Origin of the sequence: Acrocarpospora catenulata, from assembly GCF_018476525.1 — a bacterium.
In the GTDB taxonomy this organism is placed as follows: Bacteria; Actinomycetota; Actinomycetes; order Streptosporangiales; family Streptosporangiaceae; genus Acrocarpospora; species Acrocarpospora catenulata.
On the sequence record NZ_JAHCST010000060.1, the window covers coordinates 1 to 19,963 of the forward strand.

The 19,963-nt window shown below is 64.8% G+C and carries 23 protein-coding genes and 1 tRNA gene; 19 read left to right on the forward strand and 5 right to left on the reverse strand.

The annotated features are described in order from the left end of the window. The first annotated feature begins 545 nt into the window (after positions 1 to 545). Together KIP79_RS37345 and KIP79_RS37350 are read left to right on the forward strand one after the other, a co-directional pair. Complete coding sequence (locus KIP79_RS37345) at positions 546 to 1,583, forward strand: DUF262 domain-containing protein (RefSeq protein WP_214109722.1); 1,038 nt, start codon at positions 546 to 548, stop codon at positions 1,581 to 1,583. Beyond that, a complete protein-coding gene (locus KIP79_RS37350) occupies positions 1,584 to 2,579 on the forward strand; it encodes a RelA/SpoT-related domain-containing protein (protein ID WP_214109723.1) in 996 nt (331 codons plus the stop codon). Between the two features lie 163 nt (positions 2,580 to 2,742). On the opposite strand, the gene KIP79_RS37355 is transcribed toward KIP79_RS37350, so the two are convergent. Next, a complete protein-coding gene (locus KIP79_RS37355; RefSeq protein WP_214109724.1) occupies positions 2,743 to 3,549 on the reverse strand; it encodes an inositol monophosphatase family protein in 807 nt (268 codons plus the stop codon). After that, positions 3,546 to 4,415, reverse strand: coding sequence for a DUF5919 domain-containing protein (locus KIP79_RS37360; protein WP_214109725.1), 870 nt, complete (start codon positions 4,413 to 4,415; stop codon positions 3,546 to 3,548). Before KIP79_RS37360 ends, KIP79_RS37355 begins: the two co-directional genes overlap by 4 nt. Positions 4,416 to 4,829: 414 nt before the next feature. On the opposite strand from KIP79_RS37360, the gene KIP79_RS37365 reads away from it, so the two are divergent. The 3 genes from KIP79_RS37365 to KIP79_RS37375 all read left to right on the forward strand — a co-directional run bounded on the left by KIP79_RS37365 (position 4,830) and on the right by KIP79_RS37375 (position 6,627). Then, positions 4,830 to 5,084, forward strand: coding sequence for a hypothetical protein (locus tag KIP79_RS37365; RefSeq protein WP_214109726.1), 255 nt, complete (start codon positions 4,830 to 4,832; stop codon positions 5,082 to 5,084). Between the two features lie 149 nt (positions 5,085 to 5,233). Beyond that, positions 5,234 to 5,776 (forward strand): GntR family transcriptional regulator, encoded by a 543-nt coding sequence (locus KIP79_RS37370; protein ID WP_214109727.1) that lies wholly within the window; start codon positions 5,234 to 5,236, stop codon positions 5,774 to 5,776. A gap of 122 nt (positions 5,777 to 5,898) precedes the next feature. Further along, positions 5,899 to 6,627 (forward strand): GntR family transcriptional regulator, encoded by a 729-nt coding sequence (locus KIP79_RS37375; RefSeq protein ID WP_214109728.1) that lies wholly within the window; start codon positions 5,899 to 5,901, stop codon positions 6,625 to 6,627. An 18-nt stretch (positions 6,628 to 6,645) separates the two neighbouring features. On the opposite strand, the gene KIP79_RS37380 is transcribed toward KIP79_RS37375, so the two are convergent. After that, positions 6,646 to 7,439 (reverse strand): IS5 family transposase gene (locus tag KIP79_RS37380; RefSeq protein ID WP_308170084.1). Its coding sequence is split into 2 segments (ribosomal slippage): positions 6,646 to 7,106 and positions 7,106 to 7,439, totalling 795 coding nucleotides; the frame shifts between segments, so codons are not numbered across the junction. A gap of 237 nt (positions 7,440 to 7,676) precedes the next feature. Between KIP79_RS37380 and KIP79_RS37385 the strand changes: the two genes are divergently transcribed. The 10 genes from KIP79_RS37385 (at position 7,677) to KIP79_RS37430 (ending at position 14,359) form a co-directional block, all read left to right on the forward strand. Continuing rightward, positions 7,677 to 8,129 (forward strand): plasmid replication, integration and excision activator, encoded by a 453-nt coding sequence (locus KIP79_RS37385; RefSeq protein ID WP_250214471.1) that lies wholly within the window; start codon positions 7,677 to 7,679, stop codon positions 8,127 to 8,129. Further along, entirely contained in the window at positions 8,129 to 8,383 is a 255-nt protein-coding gene (locus tag KIP79_RS37390; protein WP_214109729.1) for a hypothetical protein, read from the forward strand. The genes KIP79_RS37385 and KIP79_RS37390 overlap by 1 nt, the downstream gene beginning before the upstream one ends. Beyond that, positions 8,380 to 8,751, forward strand: coding sequence for a hypothetical protein (locus KIP79_RS37395; protein ID WP_214109730.1), 372 nt, complete (start codon positions 8,380 to 8,382; stop codon positions 8,749 to 8,751). Before KIP79_RS37390 ends, KIP79_RS37395 begins: the two co-directional genes overlap by 4 nt. A gap of 113 nt (positions 8,752 to 8,864) precedes the next feature. Further along, entirely contained in the window at positions 8,865 to 10,286 is a 1,422-nt protein-coding gene (locus tag KIP79_RS37400) for an FtsK/SpoIIIE domain-containing protein (RefSeq protein WP_214109731.1), read from the forward strand. Then, positions 10,283 to 10,567: a hypothetical protein gene (locus KIP79_RS37405; protein WP_214109732.1), complete on the forward strand. Its 285-nt coding sequence runs from the start codon at positions 10,283 to 10,285 to the stop codon at positions 10,565 to 10,567. Before KIP79_RS37400 ends, KIP79_RS37405 begins: the two co-directional genes overlap by 4 nt. After that, a complete protein-coding gene (locus tag KIP79_RS37410; RefSeq protein ID WP_214109733.1) occupies positions 10,560 to 10,715 on the forward strand; it encodes a hypothetical protein in 156 nt (51 codons plus the stop codon). The genes KIP79_RS37405 and KIP79_RS37410 overlap by 8 nt, the downstream gene beginning before the upstream one ends. A gap of 38 nt (positions 10,716 to 10,753) precedes the next feature. After that, positions 10,754 to 12,328: a replication initiator gene (locus KIP79_RS37415; protein WP_250214476.1), complete on the forward strand. Its 1,575-nt coding sequence runs from the start codon at positions 10,754 to 10,756 to the stop codon at positions 12,326 to 12,328. Continuing rightward, positions 12,328 to 12,534, forward strand: a complete 207-nt coding sequence (locus KIP79_RS37420) for a helix-turn-helix domain-containing protein (protein WP_214109783.1) — start codon at positions 12,328 to 12,330, stop codon at positions 12,532 to 12,534. Before KIP79_RS37415 ends, KIP79_RS37420 begins: the two co-directional genes overlap by 1 nt. Next, the gene (locus tag KIP79_RS37425; RefSeq protein ID WP_250214477.1) at positions 12,534 to 13,835 is read left to right on the forward strand and encodes a tyrosine-type recombinase/integrase; all 1,302 of its coding nucleotides are present in this window, start codon (positions 12,534 to 12,536) and stop codon (positions 13,833 to 13,835) included. The genes KIP79_RS37420 and KIP79_RS37425 overlap by 1 nt, the downstream gene beginning before the upstream one ends. A gap of 356 nt (positions 13,836 to 14,191) precedes the next feature. Continuing rightward, positions 14,192 to 14,359 carry a hypothetical protein gene (locus KIP79_RS37430; RefSeq protein WP_214109736.1) on the forward strand — a complete coding sequence of 56 codons (168 nt, stop codon included), beginning with the start codon at positions 14,192 to 14,194 and terminating at the stop codon, positions 14,357 to 14,359. A 202-nt stretch (positions 14,360 to 14,561) separates the two neighbouring features. Here KIP79_RS37430 and KIP79_RS37435 read toward each other — a convergent pair. Continuing rightward, positions 14,562 to 14,635, reverse strand: a tRNA-Gly gene (locus tag KIP79_RS37435). 137 nt (positions 14,636 to 14,772) lie between these two features. Here KIP79_RS37435 and dcd point away from each other — a divergent pair. The 3 genes from dcd (at position 14,773) to KIP79_RS37450 (ending at position 17,108) form a co-directional block, all read left to right on the forward strand. Then, positions 14,773 to 15,348: a dCTP deaminase gene (gene dcd / locus KIP79_RS37440; protein ID WP_214109737.1), complete on the forward strand. Its 576-nt coding sequence runs from the start codon at positions 14,773 to 14,775 to the stop codon at positions 15,346 to 15,348. A 143-nt stretch (positions 15,349 to 15,491) separates the two neighbouring features. After that, on the forward strand, positions 15,492 to 16,109 hold the full coding sequence (locus tag KIP79_RS37445) for a DUF47 domain-containing protein (protein ID WP_214109738.1): 618 nt from the start codon (positions 15,492 to 15,494) through the stop codon (positions 16,107 to 16,109). Further along, a complete protein-coding gene (locus KIP79_RS37450) occupies positions 16,110 to 17,108 on the forward strand; it encodes an inorganic phosphate transporter (RefSeq protein WP_214109739.1) in 999 nt (332 codons plus the stop codon). Positions 17,109 to 17,121: 13 nt separating this feature from the next. On the opposite strand, the gene mshD is transcribed toward KIP79_RS37450, so the two are convergent. Then, positions 17,122 to 18,036 carry a mycothiol synthase gene (mshD, locus tag KIP79_RS37455; RefSeq protein ID WP_214109740.1) on the reverse strand — a complete coding sequence of 305 codons (915 nt, stop codon included), beginning with the start codon at positions 18,034 to 18,036 and terminating at the stop codon, positions 17,122 to 17,124. A gap of 110 nt (positions 18,037 to 18,146) precedes the next feature. On the opposite strand from mshD, the gene KIP79_RS37460 reads away from it, so the two are divergent. After that, positions 18,147 to 19,910, forward strand: a complete 1,764-nt coding sequence (locus tag KIP79_RS37460; RefSeq protein ID WP_214109741.1) for a bifunctional metallophosphatase/5'-nucleotidase — start codon at positions 18,147 to 18,149, stop codon at positions 19,908 to 19,910. Positions 19,911 to 19,963 lie beyond the last annotated feature (53 nt).

A 19,963-nucleotide genomic window follows, 5' to 3' on the forward strand; every position in this document is an offset into this window, starting at 1 on the left:
GCCCGGGCTCGTGGAACCCCGCTCACCCGACGCGAGAGTCGGGCCGCCGGGCTGACCCGTAACTGAAAAGCATCAGTTGGTCGGCTCGCTACGCGACCCGACCAGACTCACGAAACATCGAGGTTAGACAACCGGTTGGCTCCCGAAATAGGGCTCTTGGCAGCTTGATCAGAAGGGCTGCGACGACAGGGACATGCGTTCTGGGTAGGCTCCGTGAGATCTTCGACCGTGTCCGGACGCAGTCAAGCCCAAGAGGGGCTCTCCGTCTTGATCCGAGATCAAATACGAGCGATCCTGTGTTGTGCTCGGCGCGTCTCCAGGGGAGGACGGTGCTTGTGACTCAGATGCTTGGCAATCCAGCCATCGCCAGCACGCAAGGCTCAGGTGAGCATCGCCTACACGGAAACCAACTGGCCCAATGAAGACCTGGGCAGTATCTACCAGCAAGTACCTATAATCACGTTTATGCACGGAATGTCGTAGTACGTGACCAGCCATAGGGTCGTAGACTGATCAGTGAACGCGCATGAAAGGCAGCAGAACATATGTCCAGAGAGAGGCGTCAGACATCTCAGACTATTGCCTGGTTCCGGGACCTTTATAAGCGAGAACTCCTGGATCTTGATCCACCATATCAGCGTCGCAGCGTCTGGAATCAGGACTACAAAGACTATTTTATCGAGACACTCTTGCTCGACTATCCTGCGCCCGCCGTATTCCTATATGAGGAGATGTCACCGGACGGCATAGCTCGCTACCATGTCGTAGACGGAAAACAACGACTTCAGACCGTATTCGATTTTACCGATAACACCTTTGCCGTAAGCGAGAAATCTGCACTCAAGCGCTTTCAGGGAATGTACTTCAATCAGCTCCCAGATGAAGTACGAAAGAGCCTCTGGACCTATCAGTTTTCTGTCGAGTATTTGCCCACAACAGACGAGAATACGCTTAACAACATCTTCGATCGCATCAATCGCAATGTGGCTCGCCTTACTCCCCAGGAACTTCGTCACGCTCGATTTAGTGGGGATTTCATTACGACGGCAGAGTCGCTCAGTGAGTTCATGACAATAAGTCTTCCCGAAAACCTCCCTAGGATTAACGCCGCATCCCGTAGGCAAATGAAGGACGTGGAGCTTACAGCACAGCTACTACTACTGACAGAAAGGGGTGTCGACACTTACTCTCAAGAAGATCTAGACGCCGCCTACAGTGCCCGCGAAACCGAGTGGGAAGATAAACAAAGGGTAGAAGAAGAGTTCAGACAGGTAATCAGAGAAATCGGCCAGATCCCGGGCGAGCTATTCAATATTCCAGCTTGCCGTCGACTTAGAAACCAGGCGGATTTCTACTCTCTTTATGGTGCCATTCTAGGTATGTGGAGGGCTCAGAAAGTTCCGCCCGTGGAAGACCTCCAAGACCGCCTGAAAGCGTTCATGGAGATCGTTAGCGATGACACTAGGGAGGACTATCCGAAGGCTAAGCGATACTACGAGGCGGCTCGTTCTGCGTCAAACGATCTTGCTCAGCGGCGCGCGCGAATTGATATTATGAGCGAAGTTCTCGGAGGAGATCTCTAAATGCCTGCGCCCGAAAGTGTCCGTCGGGCCTATCAACAAGTGCGGCCCTTGTTTGAAAGCGTGCAGCTGTATGTGAGCCAAACGCTTCAATCATACTGCAGATCGAATGATTATCTATTTTTCGATCGAATCAAAGGACTCGAATCTCTTGCAGAGAAGATCGAAAGCGGGCGCTACAAGGCATGGAGCGAGATAGACGATATTTACGCGTGCTCGGTAGTTATTCCAACAGTAAGACATGAAGTAGCTGTTCTCGAGAAGCTAGATAGCGTATTTGATCGACACGCCATTAGATCGCGAATGACAGCGAAGAAGGCTCCTGATGTATTCCGGTTCGACACAACGCGATATTATGGGAGGCTGAAGCAGGAAGCTGCATCAGGCCGACCGGCCGGAGTTGCCGATATCGTTTTTGAGATCCAATTGCCAACCGTATTTCAGTACGCCTGGGCAAAGGCTACTCACGATCTCGTGTACAAGGGTGACGCTGCCAACTGGAGAAAGCAGCGTATTGCCGCCCAGTTAAAAGCTGCTGTTGAAACCATCGAGCTAACACTAGAGGCATTCGATCATATCGCGGCGGCAGTCCCCGAATCGTCCTGGCCGGAAATAGAAGCACGCGCACAGATCGTAGCGCAATTTAAGGAATTGATAGAGGATGGCACCGTCAGGCAAGAGCTCGAACCGATAAGCTGGACCAAGCTAGCGGATAATGTTTTTGCTCTGGTGGAGAGCTATACCGGCAATCGGAATGCTAGACCTGCGGCAATTAGAAAACTTCTCGACGAAATTTCTGCGTATCTTAGAGACCCTCGTACGCCTACTTGTCCAACAAGTGGAAGCCTTTTCCAGTTGATAGTTGGGCATGTGGGGAAAAGTAAAAACGTTGGCTCACTTTCTAAATACATAGTTGTAAGATCTGAAGAGCTTGAAACACTCTACGGGCTTACCGATATTCCTCAAGAGTTCTCCTTTGACTTCCCTGGAGCTCTATAAACTTGCATCAAGTGCGGCGTGGTCGTGGTACGGCAACGGCCCAAGCGTGGCCCCGGCCGTGACCGGCCCCCAGGCCGCATGCGCGGCCGGGGCCGCGCGGCGCTGGGCGGTGCGGCGGCGCAACGCGCTGCCGCCTTGATCCTCTATGAGCGCAATTCGGCAACTATGCGTTCATGTCGTCGCGCGCCCGGTCGATAACCGTAAGTAGTTCGGTGATCAGTTTCGGGGCTGCGGCGATGGTGGCGGTCGCGGTTGTGGTGTGTGCGGTGCCGTCGATATCGATGACGGCGGCTCCGGCTTCGCGGGCGATGGCGACTCCTGCGGCGGTGTCCCAGGGGTTGTTGGAGAGCATGATGCAGGCGTCGGTCTTGCCGTCGGCAACCCAGGCGAGGTCGATAGCGGCCGACCCGAACATGCGGACGCGCTGGACGCGGGTTGCCAGCTGGTAGTTGAGAGGGATGCGGAGGCGATTCTTCTCTTCCGCGTTGGCACCCACGGCGTAGTCACCGACGGACACGATCGCGGCGTTGAGAGCGTCGGTGTCGCCGGCCTGGATTGGCGCCCCGTTGCGAGTAGCACCGGTGCCCTCGGCAGCGCTGTACATCGTCCCGAGAAACGGCAGGTCGATCACTCCCAGAACGGACCGGTCGCCGTCGATAAGCCCCAGAGAGGTGCCGCACAGGGGGATGCCGTGGGTGAAGTTGGCGGTCCCGTCCAACGGGTCCAGTGCCCACATCGGGTCGTCGGGGTTCCCGGTGATGCCTTCCTCTTCGCCGAGCAGGCCGATGTCCGGGGTTTCGCGGGCGAGGAACTCGCGGACGGCGGCTTCGATGGCGTAGTCCACCTCGGTGACCATGTCGCGGTCTCCCTTGGCGATGACGAGGCCGGGCATGCGGGTGGTGAGGATGGCTCGGGCGATGGTGACGGCCTGCTCTGCCAGGGGCAGGAGTGCGCGGGCGTCCAGGATCATACGGGGGTGCTCCGCTCCCACAGTGAGGTGAAGACCTGGGCGAAGACGGGGAACAGCCCGGCTTCGGTGCTTTCGTCGTGGGTCATGACGAGGGTGGGCGAGTCGACTCCCCGGGCGGCGGGAAGGTAGGGCTGGACGACGCAGGTGGTTCCGTCAACGATGAGGATATTGAAGCGGATGGTCTCGTCGTAGACGCGGATCTCCAGGCGTGCCGCGGACTCCTCGTCCAGGCGTGCTCGGAGCCTGGTCAGGATGCTGATATTCAGCGCGGTGAGGGATTGCAAGGTTTGGTCGGTGTAGTTCTCCTCGGCTTCGCGGGCCCGGATCGCGTCGCCGGTTGGGTCGAGGAACAGGCACCTGATCCGGGTGCCGCTTTCGAGTAGTCGTCTGAGCTGGTGGTCGGGGTAGCTCTGACAGATGACGTTGAGCGACAGGCCGGCGGCGTTGATCTCGCTGGCGTTGTCGAACAGGGTTGACGGTGGGTGCGCGGCGGTGAACGCCGAACGGCTGGTGAACACGGCCGTCACGTCGGCGGTCGGGGATGGCAGAAGGCTCGTGTGCACCGGTGCCGGCGTGTCGTCTTGGCTGGTTCTCTGGGCGGGCACCGGGAGGGGGCCGGGTGAGAAAAGCTCGGCGGCCGTGCTGCCGGGGAACATCTCCTCCAGGACGCGGCAGTGATCGGCGTAGGGCAGGCCCTTGAGTTCGCCGGACACCCAGCGGTTGAGCTGGGCGCGGCTTGGCCATTTGCCCAGGAGGCAGGGGTCTACCCGTTGGGCGGCTTTGTCGTACTCCCGGCAGAAGGTGCTGTAGCTCTGCCAATGACGCTGTTGTAGCAGCGTCTTTAACCTGATCACCTGCTCGGTCATGGTCTACGCCTCGATGAAGGGACCTGCGATGGCCTGGTCAAATCAGTCCTGATCAAAGAGAGGAGCCATAGACGAGACTAGATGAGACATGAACCGAATAGGTGAGACATAGAGGAAGTCGAGAAGAAACAGGCGTTCGCGGAATTCTCCAACCATGTCGGTTGACTGCTCCTGGTGTTCAGGCCGTGGTTGGAAGTACGCGACCCCTCGGCGTAGCGTCGTCGCTGCTCAAGGCTCCCCCGAGATCTCCTCTCCGTCTCGCGTGACGGTCGAATGTCTCGGATGCCAGGGCGGCAACGCCACTGAATCAACCGGCGGCGCGTCGTGATGGACGGTCGCCGACGGGATCAGCGAGTCTGGCCGGCCCAGCTGACCGGTGCCGGTTGGGACGCTGCCGGGGAAGCGGCGGGAGCGTTGCGGGCTGAACTGTTCGAGCGGTACGGGATCGCCGGTGAGGTGTGCGCGGGGTTCGGGGTCGCGTTCGTGTCAGTGGGGGCGGGCCTGCTGGTCTGGAGCGACGGTTACAGCTTCTGGTGGGCGTCGGGGCGGCCGTGCAAGCCGTGGGATCCCGCCTACGCCTTTCATGACGCCCGGGACATCGTGACGGCGGCGCGGCGGGTGGCCCTTCGGGTTGAGGCGCTACAACTCCCGCGTTCCGGGGCTCATTGATCCGGTTTGCCGCCCAGCACCTCAGCGGTCTGGCTGCGGGCGCTGGCGTCCAGCTGGGTGGGCGCGAGGGCGCACAGGCGGCATCACTTCTCATCTTGTCGGATTTCGTGATTCCGGGCTGTGGGGGCGGGCCGGGGATTGGACTGATCATGTCCGCGTTGTTCGGGCGTGTTCAAGGGGAGGTCCCTCCGGGGGCGTACGAGCTGAATCGTGTGGGACCGGTTCCGCTTTATCGGCAGATCGCGCGGATTCTCCGGGAGCGGATCGCCCGGGGTGAGCTGGTGGAGGATGACGCGCTTCCGAGCGTGCCGGAACTGGTGAAGTGGTTCGGGGTGGCCAAGAAGACGGCGGTTAAGGCGTTGCGGGTTCTCCGTCAGGAGGATGTGGCGTATCTGGCGCGCGGGTGCGGGACCTTCGTCGGCCGGTGGTATCCGGGCCGGCCGCTTCCCCGGACCCGTCATCCGCACCGGATGACCCTCTATCGGATGATCGCTGATGAGGTAGTGGAGAACATCCGTGAGGGGAGCTATCTGCCTCATGAGGCGTTGCCCAGTGAGATCAGGATGATGCGGACGCACCAGGTGAGCAGGAGTACCGTTCGCCGTGCAGTGGGGTTCCTCCGTCACCTGGGGTGGGTGTACACGGTGCCCCAGATCGGGTCCTTCCCAGTGGATGAGGAAGCGTGGCCATAAGCCTCGTACGAGCGGGGGTGGGGCGGAACGTCTGGGTTGAAGGCCGGGTTCCCTGGGCGCTGGTGACATAGCGAAACAGCATGGTTAGACTTCACGACAAGTCGAGTTGTAGGGAAGTCGTCATGTCGCCCGATGAGGAATACGCGCCGCCGAAGTACGCGCAGATCGTGCAGGCCATCCGCCGGCGGATCGCCGACGGCACCTATCCCCCCGGGTCGCTCCTTCCCTCCGAAACGCAGCTGGTGCGGGAGTTCGGGGTCAGCCGGCCGACCGTGGTCCGGGCCCTTCAGGTCCTCCAGTTGCGGGGCACGATCGACCGTGAGCACGGTAAGGGCTCGTTCGTGAAGACCGCCCGGCCGGAGGAGGACACCTCCCGGGCCGGGCGCGCCGTGCTGGACCGTGCGGAAGCCGATGAGAACGGCTCGCTCGTCGCGGTGGGGGAGCATCCGGCGCCGCCGAGCGTCGCCAAGCTCCTGGGCGTGGCCGAGAAGACGCCGGTGATGATGCGGCGCCTGCTGTTCGGCGACGGCGAGCGTACGACAGAGCTGGTGACGGTGTGGTGCCCGCTCGATCTGGCGGACGGCACCGACCTGGGGCGTGATCAGCCGTTGAGCGTGAGCATCCGCCAGCATCTGCGTGCGAGTAAGGGCGTGAAGCTGGCTCATGTCGCCGAACGGCTGAGCGCTCGTCACCCCTCCACGGAGGAAGCCGCGCATCTGGGGGTGCGGAAGACGGCGCCGGTGTTGGGGGTGTTGGCCAGTGTGTTCAACGGGGGCGGGCGGCCGGTCCTGATCGTGGACATCGTGCTGCCGGGGGACCTGCACGAGTTGGAAGACTCCTACGCCCTTTAGCGCTCTTTAGAAGAAGTCTCATTTGGTGAGTCGGCGGTAGCAGATGAGGGCTGCGGCGATGGCGACGAAGGACCCGAAGTGGTCGGCCCGGCGCTCGTAGCGGCGGTGTAATCGGCGGCAGCCGGCCAACCAGGAAACGGTCCTCTCGACCACCCAGCGGTGACGGCCCAGTCGCTGGCTGGACTCGATACTCCGGCGGGCGATGCGCGGGACGATCCCGCGCCCGCGCAGGAATGCCCGCAGATGCGCGTAGTCGTAGCCCTTGTCGCCGTGCAGCTTTGCGGGCTTGCGGCGGCGAGGGCCGCGGCGGGAGCGGATCGGCGGGATGCCGCGCACCAGCGGCTCCAAGGCGAGGCTGTCGTGGGTGTTGGCGGCGCTGATCCCGACGGAGATGGGCAGACCGCTCCGTTCGGTGATGAGGTGGATCTTCGATCCGTTCTTGCCGCGATCGACAGGATTCGGGCCTGTCAGATCCCCCCTTTGGCCGCTCGCACGCTGACGGAGTCGATGGCGCATCGCGACCAGTCCAGTTCGCCGCGCGAGCCCAGTTCATCGAGCAGGATCCGGTAGAGCTTGGCCCACACGCGGGCGGCGCTCGATTCGGCGAAGCGGCGGTGGACGGTCTGCCAGGAGGCGCCGAAGATCGGCGGCAGCTGCCGCCAGGTGCAGCCGGTGGTGGCCACGAACACGATCGCCGCCAGGATCAGCCGGTCATCGGCCCGCCTACGCCCGCCGCCCTGCGGCCTGGTCGGAGAGGGCGGCACCACCCGCTCGAACAACTCCCACAGCTCCTCAGGAACCAGCCGATCCACGAACGTCGTCACGGCTGACTCAACGATTCACCACCAATCAAGACACGGTCTTAGGGGCATCGGCCCTGACAAGCCATTGCTGTGTCTCTCGGCTTGGACCGGGCTTGTCTGTTTGGACAGAAGTCCCTTACTTCGACCGCTTGATACGACTCGACTTGTCGAGTTGTCGGCATTGAGTGGTAATCTTCCTTAGTAGCTCGACAATACAAGTTGTCGACTGGACGAAGGAGTAAGGACATGGCCTTACAGGGACCCATCCCTGTGCACTTCCACCAGGTGTTCCCGCACGGCTGCTACATCGTCGGCGAGGTCGAGAAGGTCAGGGACTTCGACGCATCCACCCCCGACCGGTTCGTGCAGTCCCGTGACAAGCAGACCGGAGAGCCGGTGTGGCAGATCGCCGTCATGGACGGCGACCCGACCGTCAAGGCCGCCGCCAAGACCGTCTCGGTCAAGATCGCCTCGGTCACCGAGCCGGTTCCGCCGCCGATGGTGCCGGGGCTGCCGTTCACGCCGGTGGAGTTCGACGGCATGACCGTCACTCCCTGGGTCAACCCGGTCGGTCGCCTGGCCTACTCGGTCAAGGCACGCGAGATGCGCCCGGCTCGTCCCGCCAGCAAGCACACCACCACCGGCGCCACCACTTCCGGCGCAGCCAGCGCCGGTGCTCGTTCCGGAGAGGCGGCCTGATGGGACAGCGCCCCTACGCGGTGAGCACGATCGCCCTGAAGGCCGGTCCCGGCGCCTGGGCTGCTCACCACCCCTACCCGCAGCGCACGCCGGTCCTGCGGCTGGTCTTCCCCGGCCTCCAGGTCCTGGTGTCCACCACCAGCGGTGACCAGGTCACCCGCGCGGACCTGGACTTCGCCGCCTGCCTGGCCGAGCAGGCCGCCGCCTTCGCCGCCGCCCTGGAGCAGCAGTTCAACGAAAGGGCCTCGGCATGAGCCACGCCCCCTACACCTACGCCACGATTTACATGCCCCGGGGTGAGACGCCCCAGGTGAGCATCTCCTTCTACACCCCGGACCTGGCGTGCCGGGCGGGAGTGCTCACCACCGGACGCCCCTACCTGGCCCTGCGGTCCGCCGAGGCCGATGTGTGCGTCTCCACCACCGGGGCCGGGCCCGTCACGGCGGCCGACATCGAGATCGCCCGGCAGATCGTCAACGCGGCGGCCACCTACCTGGCCGACTGCGAGCGCATCCACCAGGAGCAGGGCGAGACCGGAACCTCCGGCGACGGAACCCCTACGACCGCGATGCCTCAGCTCACCTCCACGCCGGTGGCGGTGTCGGGCGAGGCGGCTGCCTGAACGCCCTGGACAGCTCTATCTGAACGGCAAGGCGGGGCCGCTGGAAGCGGCAACTTCCGGCGGCCCCCGAGTCTCCCACCGCACGCGAATGCTCGGAGAGGACCTGAAGTCTAATGTTTCGAAAGCTCCCCGGTGACGAGGCGAGGAACCTCGTCACCACCACCCCCGACACCGCGATCGTCTTCCGCCCGGCCGTGGTCAAAACCCCGGCCCTGCTCACCCTGGCCATCTGGATATGGCGGCTGCTGGCCTCCGTGATCCGGATCGTCTGGCGTCACCCGATCCTGGCCGGGCTGCTGTCGGCGTTCACCGTCTGCTGGGCCCGCTACGGCCACCTGGTGGCGCTCATCACCGCCGATGCCGTCCTCACCACCGCGCTGGTCTGGGCGGCGCTCGACTGGGATTCCTTCCGGCGGCTGGTGGGCTGGCGGGTGCTGGCCTTCGGCCGCTGGCTGTGGATCTACCGGCGGCACTGGCAACCCGTCATGACCGTCTCCGGGCTCGGCCGTCACCTACGCGGACGCGACTACCTCCCCCGCTTACTCAAGGTCCGCTGTGACGGCTGGGCCGACCACGTCACGGTGGGAATGCTGGCCGGGCAGGCGGTCAAGGACTGGACCGACCGCATCGACCACCTGGCCCACGGCTTCGCCGCCCCATCCTGCCGTATCACGGTGACGGCGGCCGGACGGCTCACCCTCACCTTCCCCCGCCGCGACCCCTTGGCCGCCCCGATCCCGGCCTTGCCCATCCCGGATGAGGTGTCGGTGGGGCCGGTGGAGATCGGACGGCGCGAGGACGGCGGCCCGTTCCGACTCAAGGTCCACGGCACGCATGTCCTGGTGGCCGGGGCGACCGGGGCCGGGAAGGGCTCGATCCTGTGGGGGACGGTCCGGGCGCTGCTGCCGGCGGCCCGAGCGGGGGTGGCTCAACTGTGGGCCCTGGATCCCAAACGTATGGAACTGTCCTACGGGCGGGCCCTGTTCGGGGAACGCTACGCCGCCGACCCTGCGCAGTGCGCGGACCTGTTGGAAGCGGCCGTGGCGGTGATGCAGGAGCGGGCCGACCGGTTCGCCGGTGTCCGCCGTACCCACGTGCCCACGACCGAGGATCCGTTCGTTCTCGTGATCGTCGATGAGGTGGCGTTCCTGACCGCCTACCAAACCGACAAACAGCTCCGCTACCGCACCCTGGCCGCGCTGGCGACACTGACCACCCAGGGCCGGGCGGTCGGGGTCGGCGTGCTGGCCGCGCTTCAGGATCCGCGTAAGAACGTGATCAGCATCCGGAACCTGTTCCCGGACCGGATCGCGCTGCGGCTGGATGAGTCCGAACAGGTCGACATGGTTCTCGGCGACGGCACCCGGGACAACGGCGCCCTTGCCGACCACATCTCACCCATCCCCGAACGCGGTGCGGGCGTCGGCTACATCCGCCTGGAGACCAGCCCTGAACCGGTCCGAGTCCGGGCCGCGTACGTCTCCGACACCGACATCAAGGACATGGTCACCGAGTACGCGGGCGGTGACCGATGAGGATCACTCTGCGCGGCACTCCCGCCGAGATCGACACCGCTGCCGCACACGGCCTGCTGATCATTCTGCCCACCTCGGGCGGTGACCTCCGGGTGATGGCCCTGGCCGACCCGCGCGTCTTCGCCGACCCCTACAGCGACCTGGCCCGCCTGGACGCCAACCTGATCACCCGCACCGAAATCCCGACGAACGGCATTGAACAGGGCGCCCACCAGGACGACGACGACGTGCCGAGCAGGGCCGAGACGACGGGGACGACGGACAGGGGCGAGCGTGGCTGACCTGGCCGAGTTCCTTGATGACCTGCGTTGCTCGGCCTGCGGCGCCTCCGACGCGCTGTGGCTGTTCCCGGTCCGGGGCGTGGTCGAGTGCCGCGAATGCGGAGCCAGAGCATCGGCGATCACCGAACAGACCGGAGGTGAGTCGTGATCAACGCCAATGACCGGCGCATCCCCCGCGCGGTCCGGATGGGCCTGCCGATAGCGCGGGAAGTGGTGGAGTCCATCGCGGTGCAGAACGAGGTGTGCATCCGCCCGGTCCCGCTACGCCGGATCGACACCCACACCGGCGCCTCCGAGATCATCGATGTCCCGTGCGGGGCCACCCTGGAAGCCAAGTGCCCTTCCTGCGCCAAGCGCAACCGGCACCTGCGGGTGGCCCAATGCCGGGAAGGCTGGCATCTGACCGAGGAACCCGCCATCACCCCCGGACCCGCCGACGACTACCAAACCCACCTCATCGAACAGCGGGCCGACTTCCAGGCCGCACGCGACCAGGCCGCACGCGACGGCCACGACACGGCTGACATCGACCTGGCGATCGTCGAGCTGGACGAGGAGATCAACGCGGCCGGGGTGCGCGGGAACGTGATCGGCTCCCCGGTGACCAAACGGGCGCGGTCGACCAGACGGCGGCAGGACGCACCGGATCTGCCCAAGCGCACGATGGCCAGGACGACGCTCGGCCGGGTCTTCCGGTCTCCGCATGGCAAGGTGTTCCGGCCGTCGATGTTCCTGACCCTCACCCTGCCCTCCTACGGCAAGGTCAAGGACGGAGTACCGGTCGATCCGGACCGCTACGACTACACGGCGGCGGCCCGGGACGCCCTGCACTTCTCCAAGCTCGTCGACCGCTTCGTGCAGAACCTGCGCCGCGTGGCCGGGTTCGACGTGCAGTACTTCGCCACCGTCGAACCACAGAAACGGCTCGCGCCGCACCTGCACATGGCAATCCGCGGGACCCTCCCCCGCGCCGAACTGCGGCAGATCGTGGCCGCCACCTACCACCAAGTGTGGTGGCCCCCCCTGGACACCGTCCGATTCGAGGCGAGCCACCTGCCGGTATGGGAGGACGGGGCCGGCTACCTCGACCCCGACACCGGCGAAGTCCTGCCCACCTGGGATGAAGCACTTGACCAACTCGACCGTGACCCCGACGCTGAACCGGTCCATGTCGTGCGCTTCGGGCAACAGCTCGACCTGCAAGGCGTGCTCGCCGGCACCAAGGATGCCGACCAATGCATCCGCTACCTGTCCAAGTACCTGACCAAATCCCTCGGACGCATCCCCGATCCGGATCACGAGGGGCAACGGCGTCATGCCGAACGCCTCGGCGAGGCTGTACGGCTGGAACCCTGCTCGGCGTCGTGCGCGAACTGGCTCCGCTACGGCGTCCAGCCCAAGAACGCCAAACCCGGCATGACCCCCGGCCGATGCACCGCCAAAGCCCACCGGCCCGAGCACCTTGGCTACGCCGGCCGTCGCGTCCTGGTCTCCCGCAAGTGGTCCAACAAGACCCTCACCGAACACAAGCAGGACCGGCGCACCTGGGCAATGCAGGCCCTGGGCATCCCCGAGGATCCCGCCGACCCGCACCGCTACACCTGGCGGCCCATCCCCAACGGAGACGCCAACCTCCCACCCATCTCCGTCCGGCTGCTACGCGCGGTCCACGAACGCCAGCGCTGGCGCAACCACATGACCGAACTCCAAACCCGAGCAGACGACCAAGATCCTTCGGCAACTCAAGGGATGGCGGCGTGATGGAGCCCCTGTACTCCGTCCCTGAAGCCGCCGAGATCTTGCACACCTCCGAGCGCTTCGTTCGTCGCCTGATCGCCGAACGACGCATCGAATTCGTCAAAGTCGGCCGCCACGTGCGCATCCGTGAGTCGGCCCTTGTCGCCTTCGTCGTCGCGGGCACGGTCGCCCCGCTGACGACCTACGACGTCACTGGGAGGGCTGCGTGATGGCCAACAAGGACAACCACCGGCGGTTTGGCAGTATCCGTAAGCTGCCCTCTGGCCGGTTCCAGATTCGCTACCCGGGCCCCGATGGGCGGATGCGCAACGGAGAAGAGACCTTCGAGCGGAAGGGCGACGCTGACCGGGCTCTGACCCTGATCGAGAGTCAAATCATCGCGGGGGAGTGGACGGATCCCGAGCGCGCCAAGATCAAGCTCAAGGACTACGCCGAGACATGGATCAAGGAGCGTCCCGGACTGCGTCCGCGAACAGTGGACCTGTACACGTGGACGCTCGCCAAGCACATCACGCCGTACTTGGGCGGGGTATCGCTCGGCAAACTGTCGACTCCCATGATTCGGCAGTGGCGGACGCAGCTCCTCGGTAGCGGTGTCTCCGTGTCGATGGCGGCCAAGGCGTATCGCTTACTGCGGGCGGTGCTGATGACGGCGGTTGAAGATGACCGGGTCCTTCAGCGCAACCCGTGCCGGATCCGAGGGGCCGGTGACGAGCACGCCCCGGAACGGCCGGTCCTCAGCGTGTCCAAGGTCTTCGAGTTGGCCGATGTGATCGGACGGCGCCCTATCGGCAACGTCAGGGCGGTGAAGCAGGGTTACCGGCTTCGCTATCGGCGTCACGGGGAGATGCGAGGCCACCCCGAGGTGTTCACAAGCCGGGGCGAGGCCGAGCGCGCCCTGTGGGCACTCGTGGACCGGGAACAGGCCGACTTCACGCACGATCGCAGGTTCAGGGCCTTTGTCCTGCTGATGACCTTCGCCAGCCTGCGTTGGGGTGAGATCACCGCGCTGACTCGCGCTGACATCGACTTGGACGAGGGGACCGTCAGGGTACGTCAGGCGTTCGTCGAGCGCTCCACGGGTGAGATCATCCTCGGTCCGCCCAAGTCAAAGGCCGGCAAGCGCATCGTCGGCATCCCACAGGCGGTTCTTCCCGCACTGCGCGAACACCTTCAGACCTATGTGAAGCCCGAGCCCGAAGCTCTGGTGTTCGCGGGCATCAAGGGCGGTCCGATGCGGCGTAGCGGCTTCAACAAGGTGAGTGCCTGGATGGAGGCCGTTCGAGCGATCGGTGCCGTGGGTCTTCACCTGCATGATCTGCGTCACACGGGAAACATGATCGCGGCGGAGTCGGGGGCCGGGCTCAAGGATCTGATGGCGCGGATGGGGCACGACAACGTACGAGCAGCGATGATCTATCAGCACGCGGTACGAGGCGCAGACAAGACCATCACCGAGGCGATCAACAAGCACTTGCACGGACAGGCCGAACAAGAACAGGTATTCTAAATTCCTACATGGATTACATGCTTTCCCATGCGACACGCCGGGACGTATTGGGCTCGAAAGGGTAGCCGCAGGTCGAAAGGGCCGAGTGCTGATCCGAGACTATGTTCGGCTTTCTCGCATCACACGCCACTCGTGGTACCACTAGACTTCTGGGAAGCACGAAAACCCCGGCCACAGACGGTCGGGGCTGGTGCCTGATCCATGCCTGCAGCCGGGGCCTGTTAATCGTGACAGTTAGCGACCCTAGCATTTGAGTGCTGCCTATCGGTTTTCCGGGGCAACATTTGATCGGGCTGTGATCAAGAACCTCAGTGCTCTGTGGCGGGGGAGTCCCGCCAACGAGTTAGGAGAACTCCTTGAAGAAGCCCATCGGTACCACCGCCAAGACCGGGGAGAAGTGTCCCGAGAGTGGTACGTGGGAGGTCACGACCAACCCGTCGACCACGGCCCCCATCGCAAAGACGAACGTCATGCCCCCCTACCGCAACCAGGCGGTCACCTGGCGGCTGAAGAGCTACGCGTAGCTCCTGCAGGCTAGGACCCGTTGAGGCTGCCGGGGCAATTCGAAGAACTCACCGAGTTGCCCCGGTTGGCTTCGCCCGCGCGCCGACCCGTCGGATCGCCTCCGGTGCCTAATGGCACGTTAATGGCACGCGGAGATCAAATAGTCCCAACAAGATCAAAGCCCAGGCTCCGAATCCACCGGATGACCTGGGCTTTCGCATGTGGAGCGGGTGACGGGAATCGAACCCGCGCTGTCAGCTTGGGAAGCTGATGTTCTGCCATTGAACTACACCCGCGAGGCGTGACCCGGAGGTCGGCTGCGTGGTCCACTGTAGCGGATTTTGGAGCGGGTGCCGCATTCAAGTGTGCGGAGAGTGTGATCGGATCTGGGTGGGGTGGGTGTTGGAGCAGGTGGGCGGCTAGAGTCGGGCGGGTGTTGCTTTCTGATCGGGATCTTCGGGTGGAGATCGAGGCGGGGCGGGTCAAGCTGGATCCGTACGACCCGGAGATGATCCAGCCGTCAAGTGTCGATGTGCGGCTGGATCGGTACTTCCGGGTGTTCGAGAACCACAGGTATCCGCATATCGATCCCGCGATCGAGCAGCCCGATCTGACCAGGGAGGTCGAACCGGAGGGGGATGAGCCGTTCATCCTGCATCCGGGGGAGTTCGTCCTGGCCAGTACGTACGAGGTGATCAGCCTCCCGGACGACATCGCCAGCCGTCTGGAGGGGAAGAGCAGCCTGGGCAGGCTGGGGCTGTTGACGCACTCCACGGCGGGGTTCATCGACCCGGGGTTCGAGGGTCATGTCACGCTGGAACTGTCCAACGTCGCCACGTTGCCGATCAAGCTGTGGCCGGGGATGAAGATCGGTCAGTTGTGCATGTTCCGGCTGAGCTCCCCCGCCGACTTCCCGTACGGCTCCGCGCGGTACGGTTCCCGGTATCAGGGCCAGCGTGGCCCCACCCCAAGCCGTTCCTTCCTCAATTTCCACCGTACGAAAACGTGATCCAGGGCAGAAACGACTGGAACACCAGGCAACCCTAAGAAGAAGAACAGGCGACATCTGGGCATGCTTGGGCTTAAGTTCGCATTTCACATCGTTGCCCGTACTCTTCTCTGCGGAACGCCCCTGCACCTCTGGAGATCGTCGTGCGCCTGCGTCTCACACCCCGTGAGGACAGTTACTACGACCTGTTCGCCGATTCCGCGAACAACCTCGTGACCGCTTCGCGCCTGCTGGTGGAGATCATCAGTGACGGCTCGGATCGGGAAGCCCTGGCCGAGAAAATGCGCGCCTGCGAACACGCAGGTGACGAGCGCACTCATGCGATCATGAATCGGCTGAACGAGAGCTTCATCACCCCGTTCGACCGGGAGGACATCTACCGGCTCGCGTCCAGTCTTGACGATGTCATGGACTTCATGGAGGCGGCGGCCGACCTGATCGTGCTCTATCAGGTCGATCATCTACCCAAGGAGGTCGTCCGGCAGGTCGAGGTGTTGGAGCGGGCGGCCGAGCTGACCGCGGAGGCGATGCCGCGGCTGCGGTCGATGAAGAACCTCAACGAGTACTGGATCGAGATCAACCGGCTGGAGAACCAGGCCGACCAGGTCTACCGGCGGCTGCTGGCCAAGCTCTTCGGCGGGGAGTACGACGCGCTGACCGTGCTGAAGATGAAAGAGATCATCGACCAGCTGGAGTCGGCGGCGGACGCGTTCGAGCGGGTCGCCAACACGGTCGAGTCGATCGCGGTCAAGGAAAGCTAAGTGGAACTCGCCCTCGTCATCGGGGTGGTCGTCATCGCCCTGGTGTTCGACTACACCAACGGCTTTCACGACGCTGCCAACGCCATCGCCACCTCCGTCTCCACCCGCGCGCTGACACCACGCGCGGCGCTGCTGATGGCGGCGGTGATGAACTTCATCGGCGCCCATCTGGGGACCCAGGTGGCCGCCACCGTGGGCAAGGGGATCATCGATCCGCCGCAGGGGGCGCACGGGCTGGTCATCGTGGGGTCCGGCCTGGTCGGCGCGATCACCTGGAACATGATCACCTGGTACTTCGGGCTGCCCTCCTCCAGCAGTCACGCGCTGATCGGCGGCCTGGTCGGTTCGGCGCTGGCCGCCACCACCACCGTGCACTGGGACGGCGTGCTGGAGAAAGTGGTCATCCCGATGGTGCTCTCCCCGCTGGTCGGCTTCTCGCTGGCCGCGCTCATCATGATCGCGATTTTGTGGATCTTCCGCAACAGCAACCCCCACCGCACCGGCAAGGGGTTCCGGTACGCGCAGACGGTCTCGGCCGCCGCGATGGCGCTCGGGCACGGCCTGCAGGACGCGCAGAAGACCATGGGCGTCATCTTCCTGGCCCTGGTCGTTGGCGGGTACGCGGTCCCCGGGGAGGACATCCCGCAGTGGGTGATCCTGGCCGCGGCGGGGGCCATCTCGCTCGGCACGTACGCGGGTGGCTGGCGCATCATGCGCACCCTCGGGCGCCGGATCATCGCGCTGGACCCGCCGCGCGGGTTCGCCGCCGAGTCGGCCGCCGCGACCGTGCTGTACACGGCGGCCATCGGGTTCGGCGCGCCCATCTCCACCACGCACACCATCACCAGCGCGATCATGGGTGTGGGCGCCACCAAGCGGCTGTCAGCCGTGCGCTGGGGAGTGGCGGGCAACATCGTGACGGCCTGGGTGCTGACCATCCCGGCCGCCGCGCTGGTGGCCGCGGTGTCCTACTTCGCGCTGCACGGGCTCATCGAGTAGCTGTACGGGCTCATCAATCAGCCGGGTAGGCGTACATCACGTCGGTGTCCCACCGGCTGAAGCCGAGCGCCGTGTAGAGGCGGATGGCGGCCGTGTTGTCCTCGTCCACGTAGAGCATGACCTGGGAGAGGCCGCGGCCGCGCAGGTGGGCCAGGCCGGTCAGGGTGAGCGCCCGGCCCAGGCCGGTGCCCTGCTCGGCGGGGTCCACGCCGACCACGTAGACCTCGCCGATGGCCTCGTGGCCGTGGTCGTCCGCCCCGTGCACCTTGGTCCAGTGGAAGCCGGTCACCCGCCCGTCCCGTACGGCGAGAAAGAACCCGGCGGGGTCGAACCACGGCTCCTTCTCCCGCTGGGAGAGGTCGGCGGGGCTCCAGGACCCCTGCTCGGGATGGTGGGCGAACGCCCGCGCGTTGAGCGCGAGCCAATCCGACTCATCCTCCCCCGGGCGAAATATCCGGATCTGTACGCCTGGGGGGACCGCAGCCGCCGGCAACGGCGCGAACAACGACCGCCGCATCTGCCACAACGACCGAACCCGGGCGAACCCCGCGGAAGCCGCCAGCCGCGCGGCCCCCGGATGATCCCCGTGCGCCCACAACCGCAGCCGCCCCCCGGGACTCTCCGCCAGCACGGCATCGAGCAACTCCCGCCCGAACCCCCGCCGCCGGTACTCGGGGTGCACCACCAGCTCCCCACTCGGCCCCGCCACCAGATCCGTAGGATCCAAATGGGCAAATCCCACGAGATTTCCGGAATGGTGGAGGAGGAGGGACCGGGCGCCGGTGTCCCCGCCGTACCGCAGATGGAGCATCACGTGCTCGTTCAGCGGCCGCACCCCGTCGGTCTCGGTAGCCGCTTCCACCAGCGCCAGCACCGAAGTTACCTGGTCGTCGCCCAACCGTTCCCGTATCATCACGTGCGCGTTCATGGAACGCACTCTACGACCCGGCTATTGGCAAATCCCGCCATGCACGCCTCTGTGGAATCGTTACCTTTGAGACATTAGATGGCCAGACGGGTTCTCTACGCTCGGTGAGCATGAGCTCAGCTTCCCTCAAACGACTCGCCGTGGCCGTGGTCGCCGCGGCGGGTGCGTTTGCCCTCGCGATGCCCACCGCGAGTGCGACACCCGCGCGCGACAATGTCAAGGACAAGGCCGAAGTCATCGGCAAAGGCAAGGAGAAGGAGAAGACCGTTCCGGTCCGGCTCCTGTCCATCAACGACCTGCACGGCAACCTGGAGCCCCCGACCGGGTCGAGCGGCCGGATCGCCGACGAGACCGGCACCGTCGTCGACGGGGTGGGCGGTGCCGCCTACCTCGCCACCTACGTCAAGCAGTACAAGAACAAGGACACCGTGCTGGTCGCGGCCGGTGACCTGATCGGCGCCAGCCCGCTGCTGTCGGCCGCCTACCACGACGAGCCGACCGTCGAGTTCCTGGACATGCTCGGCCTGTCCACCTCCAGCGCCGGCAACCACGAGTTCGACGAGGGCTACACCGAGCTCAAGCGCATCATGAAGGGCGGCTGCCACCCGGTCGACGGGTGCTCCCCGGCCGGCAAGTGGAAGGGCTCGAAGTTCGACTTCATCGCCGCCAACGTGCTGGACAAGAAGAACAAGCACGCCCTGGCACCGTTCTACCTGGAGAAGATCAACGGCGAGAAGGTCGCCTTCATCGGTCTGGTCACCGCGACCACCCCGAGCATCGTGACCGCCTCCGGCATCGCCGGCCTGAAGTTCACCGAGGAGGTCGCCGCGGCCAACCGGACCTCCAAGTTCCTCGCCAAGCGCGGCGTCAAGGCCCAGGTGGTCCTGGTGCACGAGGGTGACCAGGTCACCCCGAACCAGAGCCCGGACGCCTGCCCGGTCGTTCCCGGCCTCGGCTCCCGCATCGCCAACGGCCTCGACGCCGAGGTTGACCTGGTCATCAGCGGCCACTCGCACCAGGCGTACATCTGCAAGGTCAACGACCCCAAGGGCAACCCCCGCGTCTTCACGCAGGGCTCCTCGTTCGGCCGGGTGCTGACCCAGATCGACTTCCAGATCGACAAGAACACCGGCGACATCGTGCGCTCCTCGGTCGTGGCGGACAACCACGTGGTGCGCCGTACGGTGACCCCCGACGCGCAGACCGTCGCCTTCATCGACCTGTGGAAGTCGCGCACCTCCGCGGTGGCCAACAAGCCGATCGGCCGCATCACCGCCGACATGCCCAACACGGCCTCGGCGTCCGGTGAGGTCCCGCTGGGCAACCTGATCGCGGACGCCCAGCTGGAGGGCACCAAGACCGGCGGCAACGCGCAGATCGCGCTGATGAACCCGGGCGGCATCCGGGCCGGCCTCACCTACGCCGGCTCCTCGGCCGGTGAGGGCGACGGCGTGGTGACCTACGGCGAGGCGTTCACGGTCCAGCCGTTCAACAACCTGATGCAGGTGGTCACGCTGACCGGCGCCCAGCTGAAGCTGCTGCTTGAGCAGCAGTGGGTGGGCGGCCCGAACAACCAGGCGTTCACCAAGATCCTGCAGCCGTCGTCGAACTTCACCTACACCTACAGCACCAGCGCCGCCTGGGGCACGAAGGTGAGCAACATCAAGATCGACGGTCAGCCGGTGACCGACGCCCAGACCATCCGGGTCGCGGCCAACAACTTCCTGGTCGGCGGTGGCGACGCGTTCGCCGCCTTCACGAGCGGCACCGACCTGTGGAGCGGCCCGCTGGACATCGACGCGTTCGCCGCCTACCTGGGCGCGCACTCGCCGGTGGCGCCTCCGGTGGCCAACCACATCACGGTCATCCCGTAATCAGGTAAGCGAAAGGCCCTCCGGGTGAACACCCGGAGGGCCTTCTCACATCT

Excerpts from the sequence above, each read along its gene's own strand:
- KIP79_RS37345 (WP_214109722.1), top strand. The coding sequence starts at position 546 with ATGTCCAGAGAGAGGCGTCAGACATCTCAGACTATTGCCTGGTTCCGG.
- KIP79_RS37350 (WP_214109723.1), top strand. The coding sequence starts at position 1,584 with ATGCCTGCGCCCGAAAGTGTCCGTCGGGCCTATCAACAAGTGCGGCCC.
- KIP79_RS37355 (WP_214109724.1), bottom strand. The coding sequence starts at position 3,549 with ATGATCCTGGACGCCCGCGCACTCCTGCCCCTGGCAGAGCAGGCCGTC.
- KIP79_RS37360 (WP_214109725.1), bottom strand. The coding sequence starts at position 4,415 with ATGACCGAGCAGGTGATCAGGTTAAAGACGCTGCTACAACAGCGTCAT.
- KIP79_RS37370 (WP_214109727.1), top strand. The coding sequence starts at position 5,234 with ATGTCCGCGTTGTTCGGGCGTGTTCAAGGGGAGGTCCCTCCGGGGGCG.
- KIP79_RS37375 (WP_214109728.1), top strand. The coding sequence starts at position 5,899 with ATGTCGCCCGATGAGGAATACGCGCCGCCGAAGTACGCGCAGATCGTG.
- KIP79_RS37385 (WP_250214471.1), top strand. The coding sequence starts at position 7,677 with ATGGCCTTACAGGGACCCATCCCTGTGCACTTCCACCAGGTGTTCCCG.
- KIP79_RS37390 (WP_214109729.1), top strand. The coding sequence starts at position 8,129 with ATGGGACAGCGCCCCTACGCGGTGAGCACGATCGCCCTGAAGGCCGGT.
- KIP79_RS37395 (WP_214109730.1), top strand. The coding sequence starts at position 8,380 with ATGAGCCACGCCCCCTACACCTACGCCACGATTTACATGCCCCGGGGT.
- KIP79_RS37400 (WP_214109731.1), top strand. The coding sequence starts at position 8,865 with ATGTTTCGAAAGCTCCCCGGTGACGAGGCGAGGAACCTCGTCACCACC.
- KIP79_RS37405 (WP_214109732.1), top strand. The coding sequence starts at position 10,283 with ATGAGGATCACTCTGCGCGGCACTCCCGCCGAGATCGACACCGCTGCC.
- KIP79_RS37415 (WP_250214476.1), top strand. The coding sequence starts at position 10,754 with ATGGGCCTGCCGATAGCGCGGGAAGTGGTGGAGTCCATCGCGGTGCAG.
- KIP79_RS37420 (WP_214109783.1), top strand. The coding sequence starts at position 12,328 with ATGGAGCCCCTGTACTCCGTCCCTGAAGCCGCCGAGATCTTGCACACC.
- KIP79_RS37425 (WP_250214477.1), top strand. The coding sequence starts at position 12,534 with ATGGCCAACAAGGACAACCACCGGCGGTTTGGCAGTATCCGTAAGCTG.
- mshD (WP_214109740.1), bottom strand. The coding sequence starts at position 18,036 with ATGAACGCGCACGTGATGATACGGGAACGGTTGGGCGACGACCAGGTA.
- KIP79_RS37460 (WP_214109741.1), top strand. The coding sequence starts at position 18,147 with ATGAGCTCAGCTTCCCTCAAACGACTCGCCGTGGCCGTGGTCGCCGCG.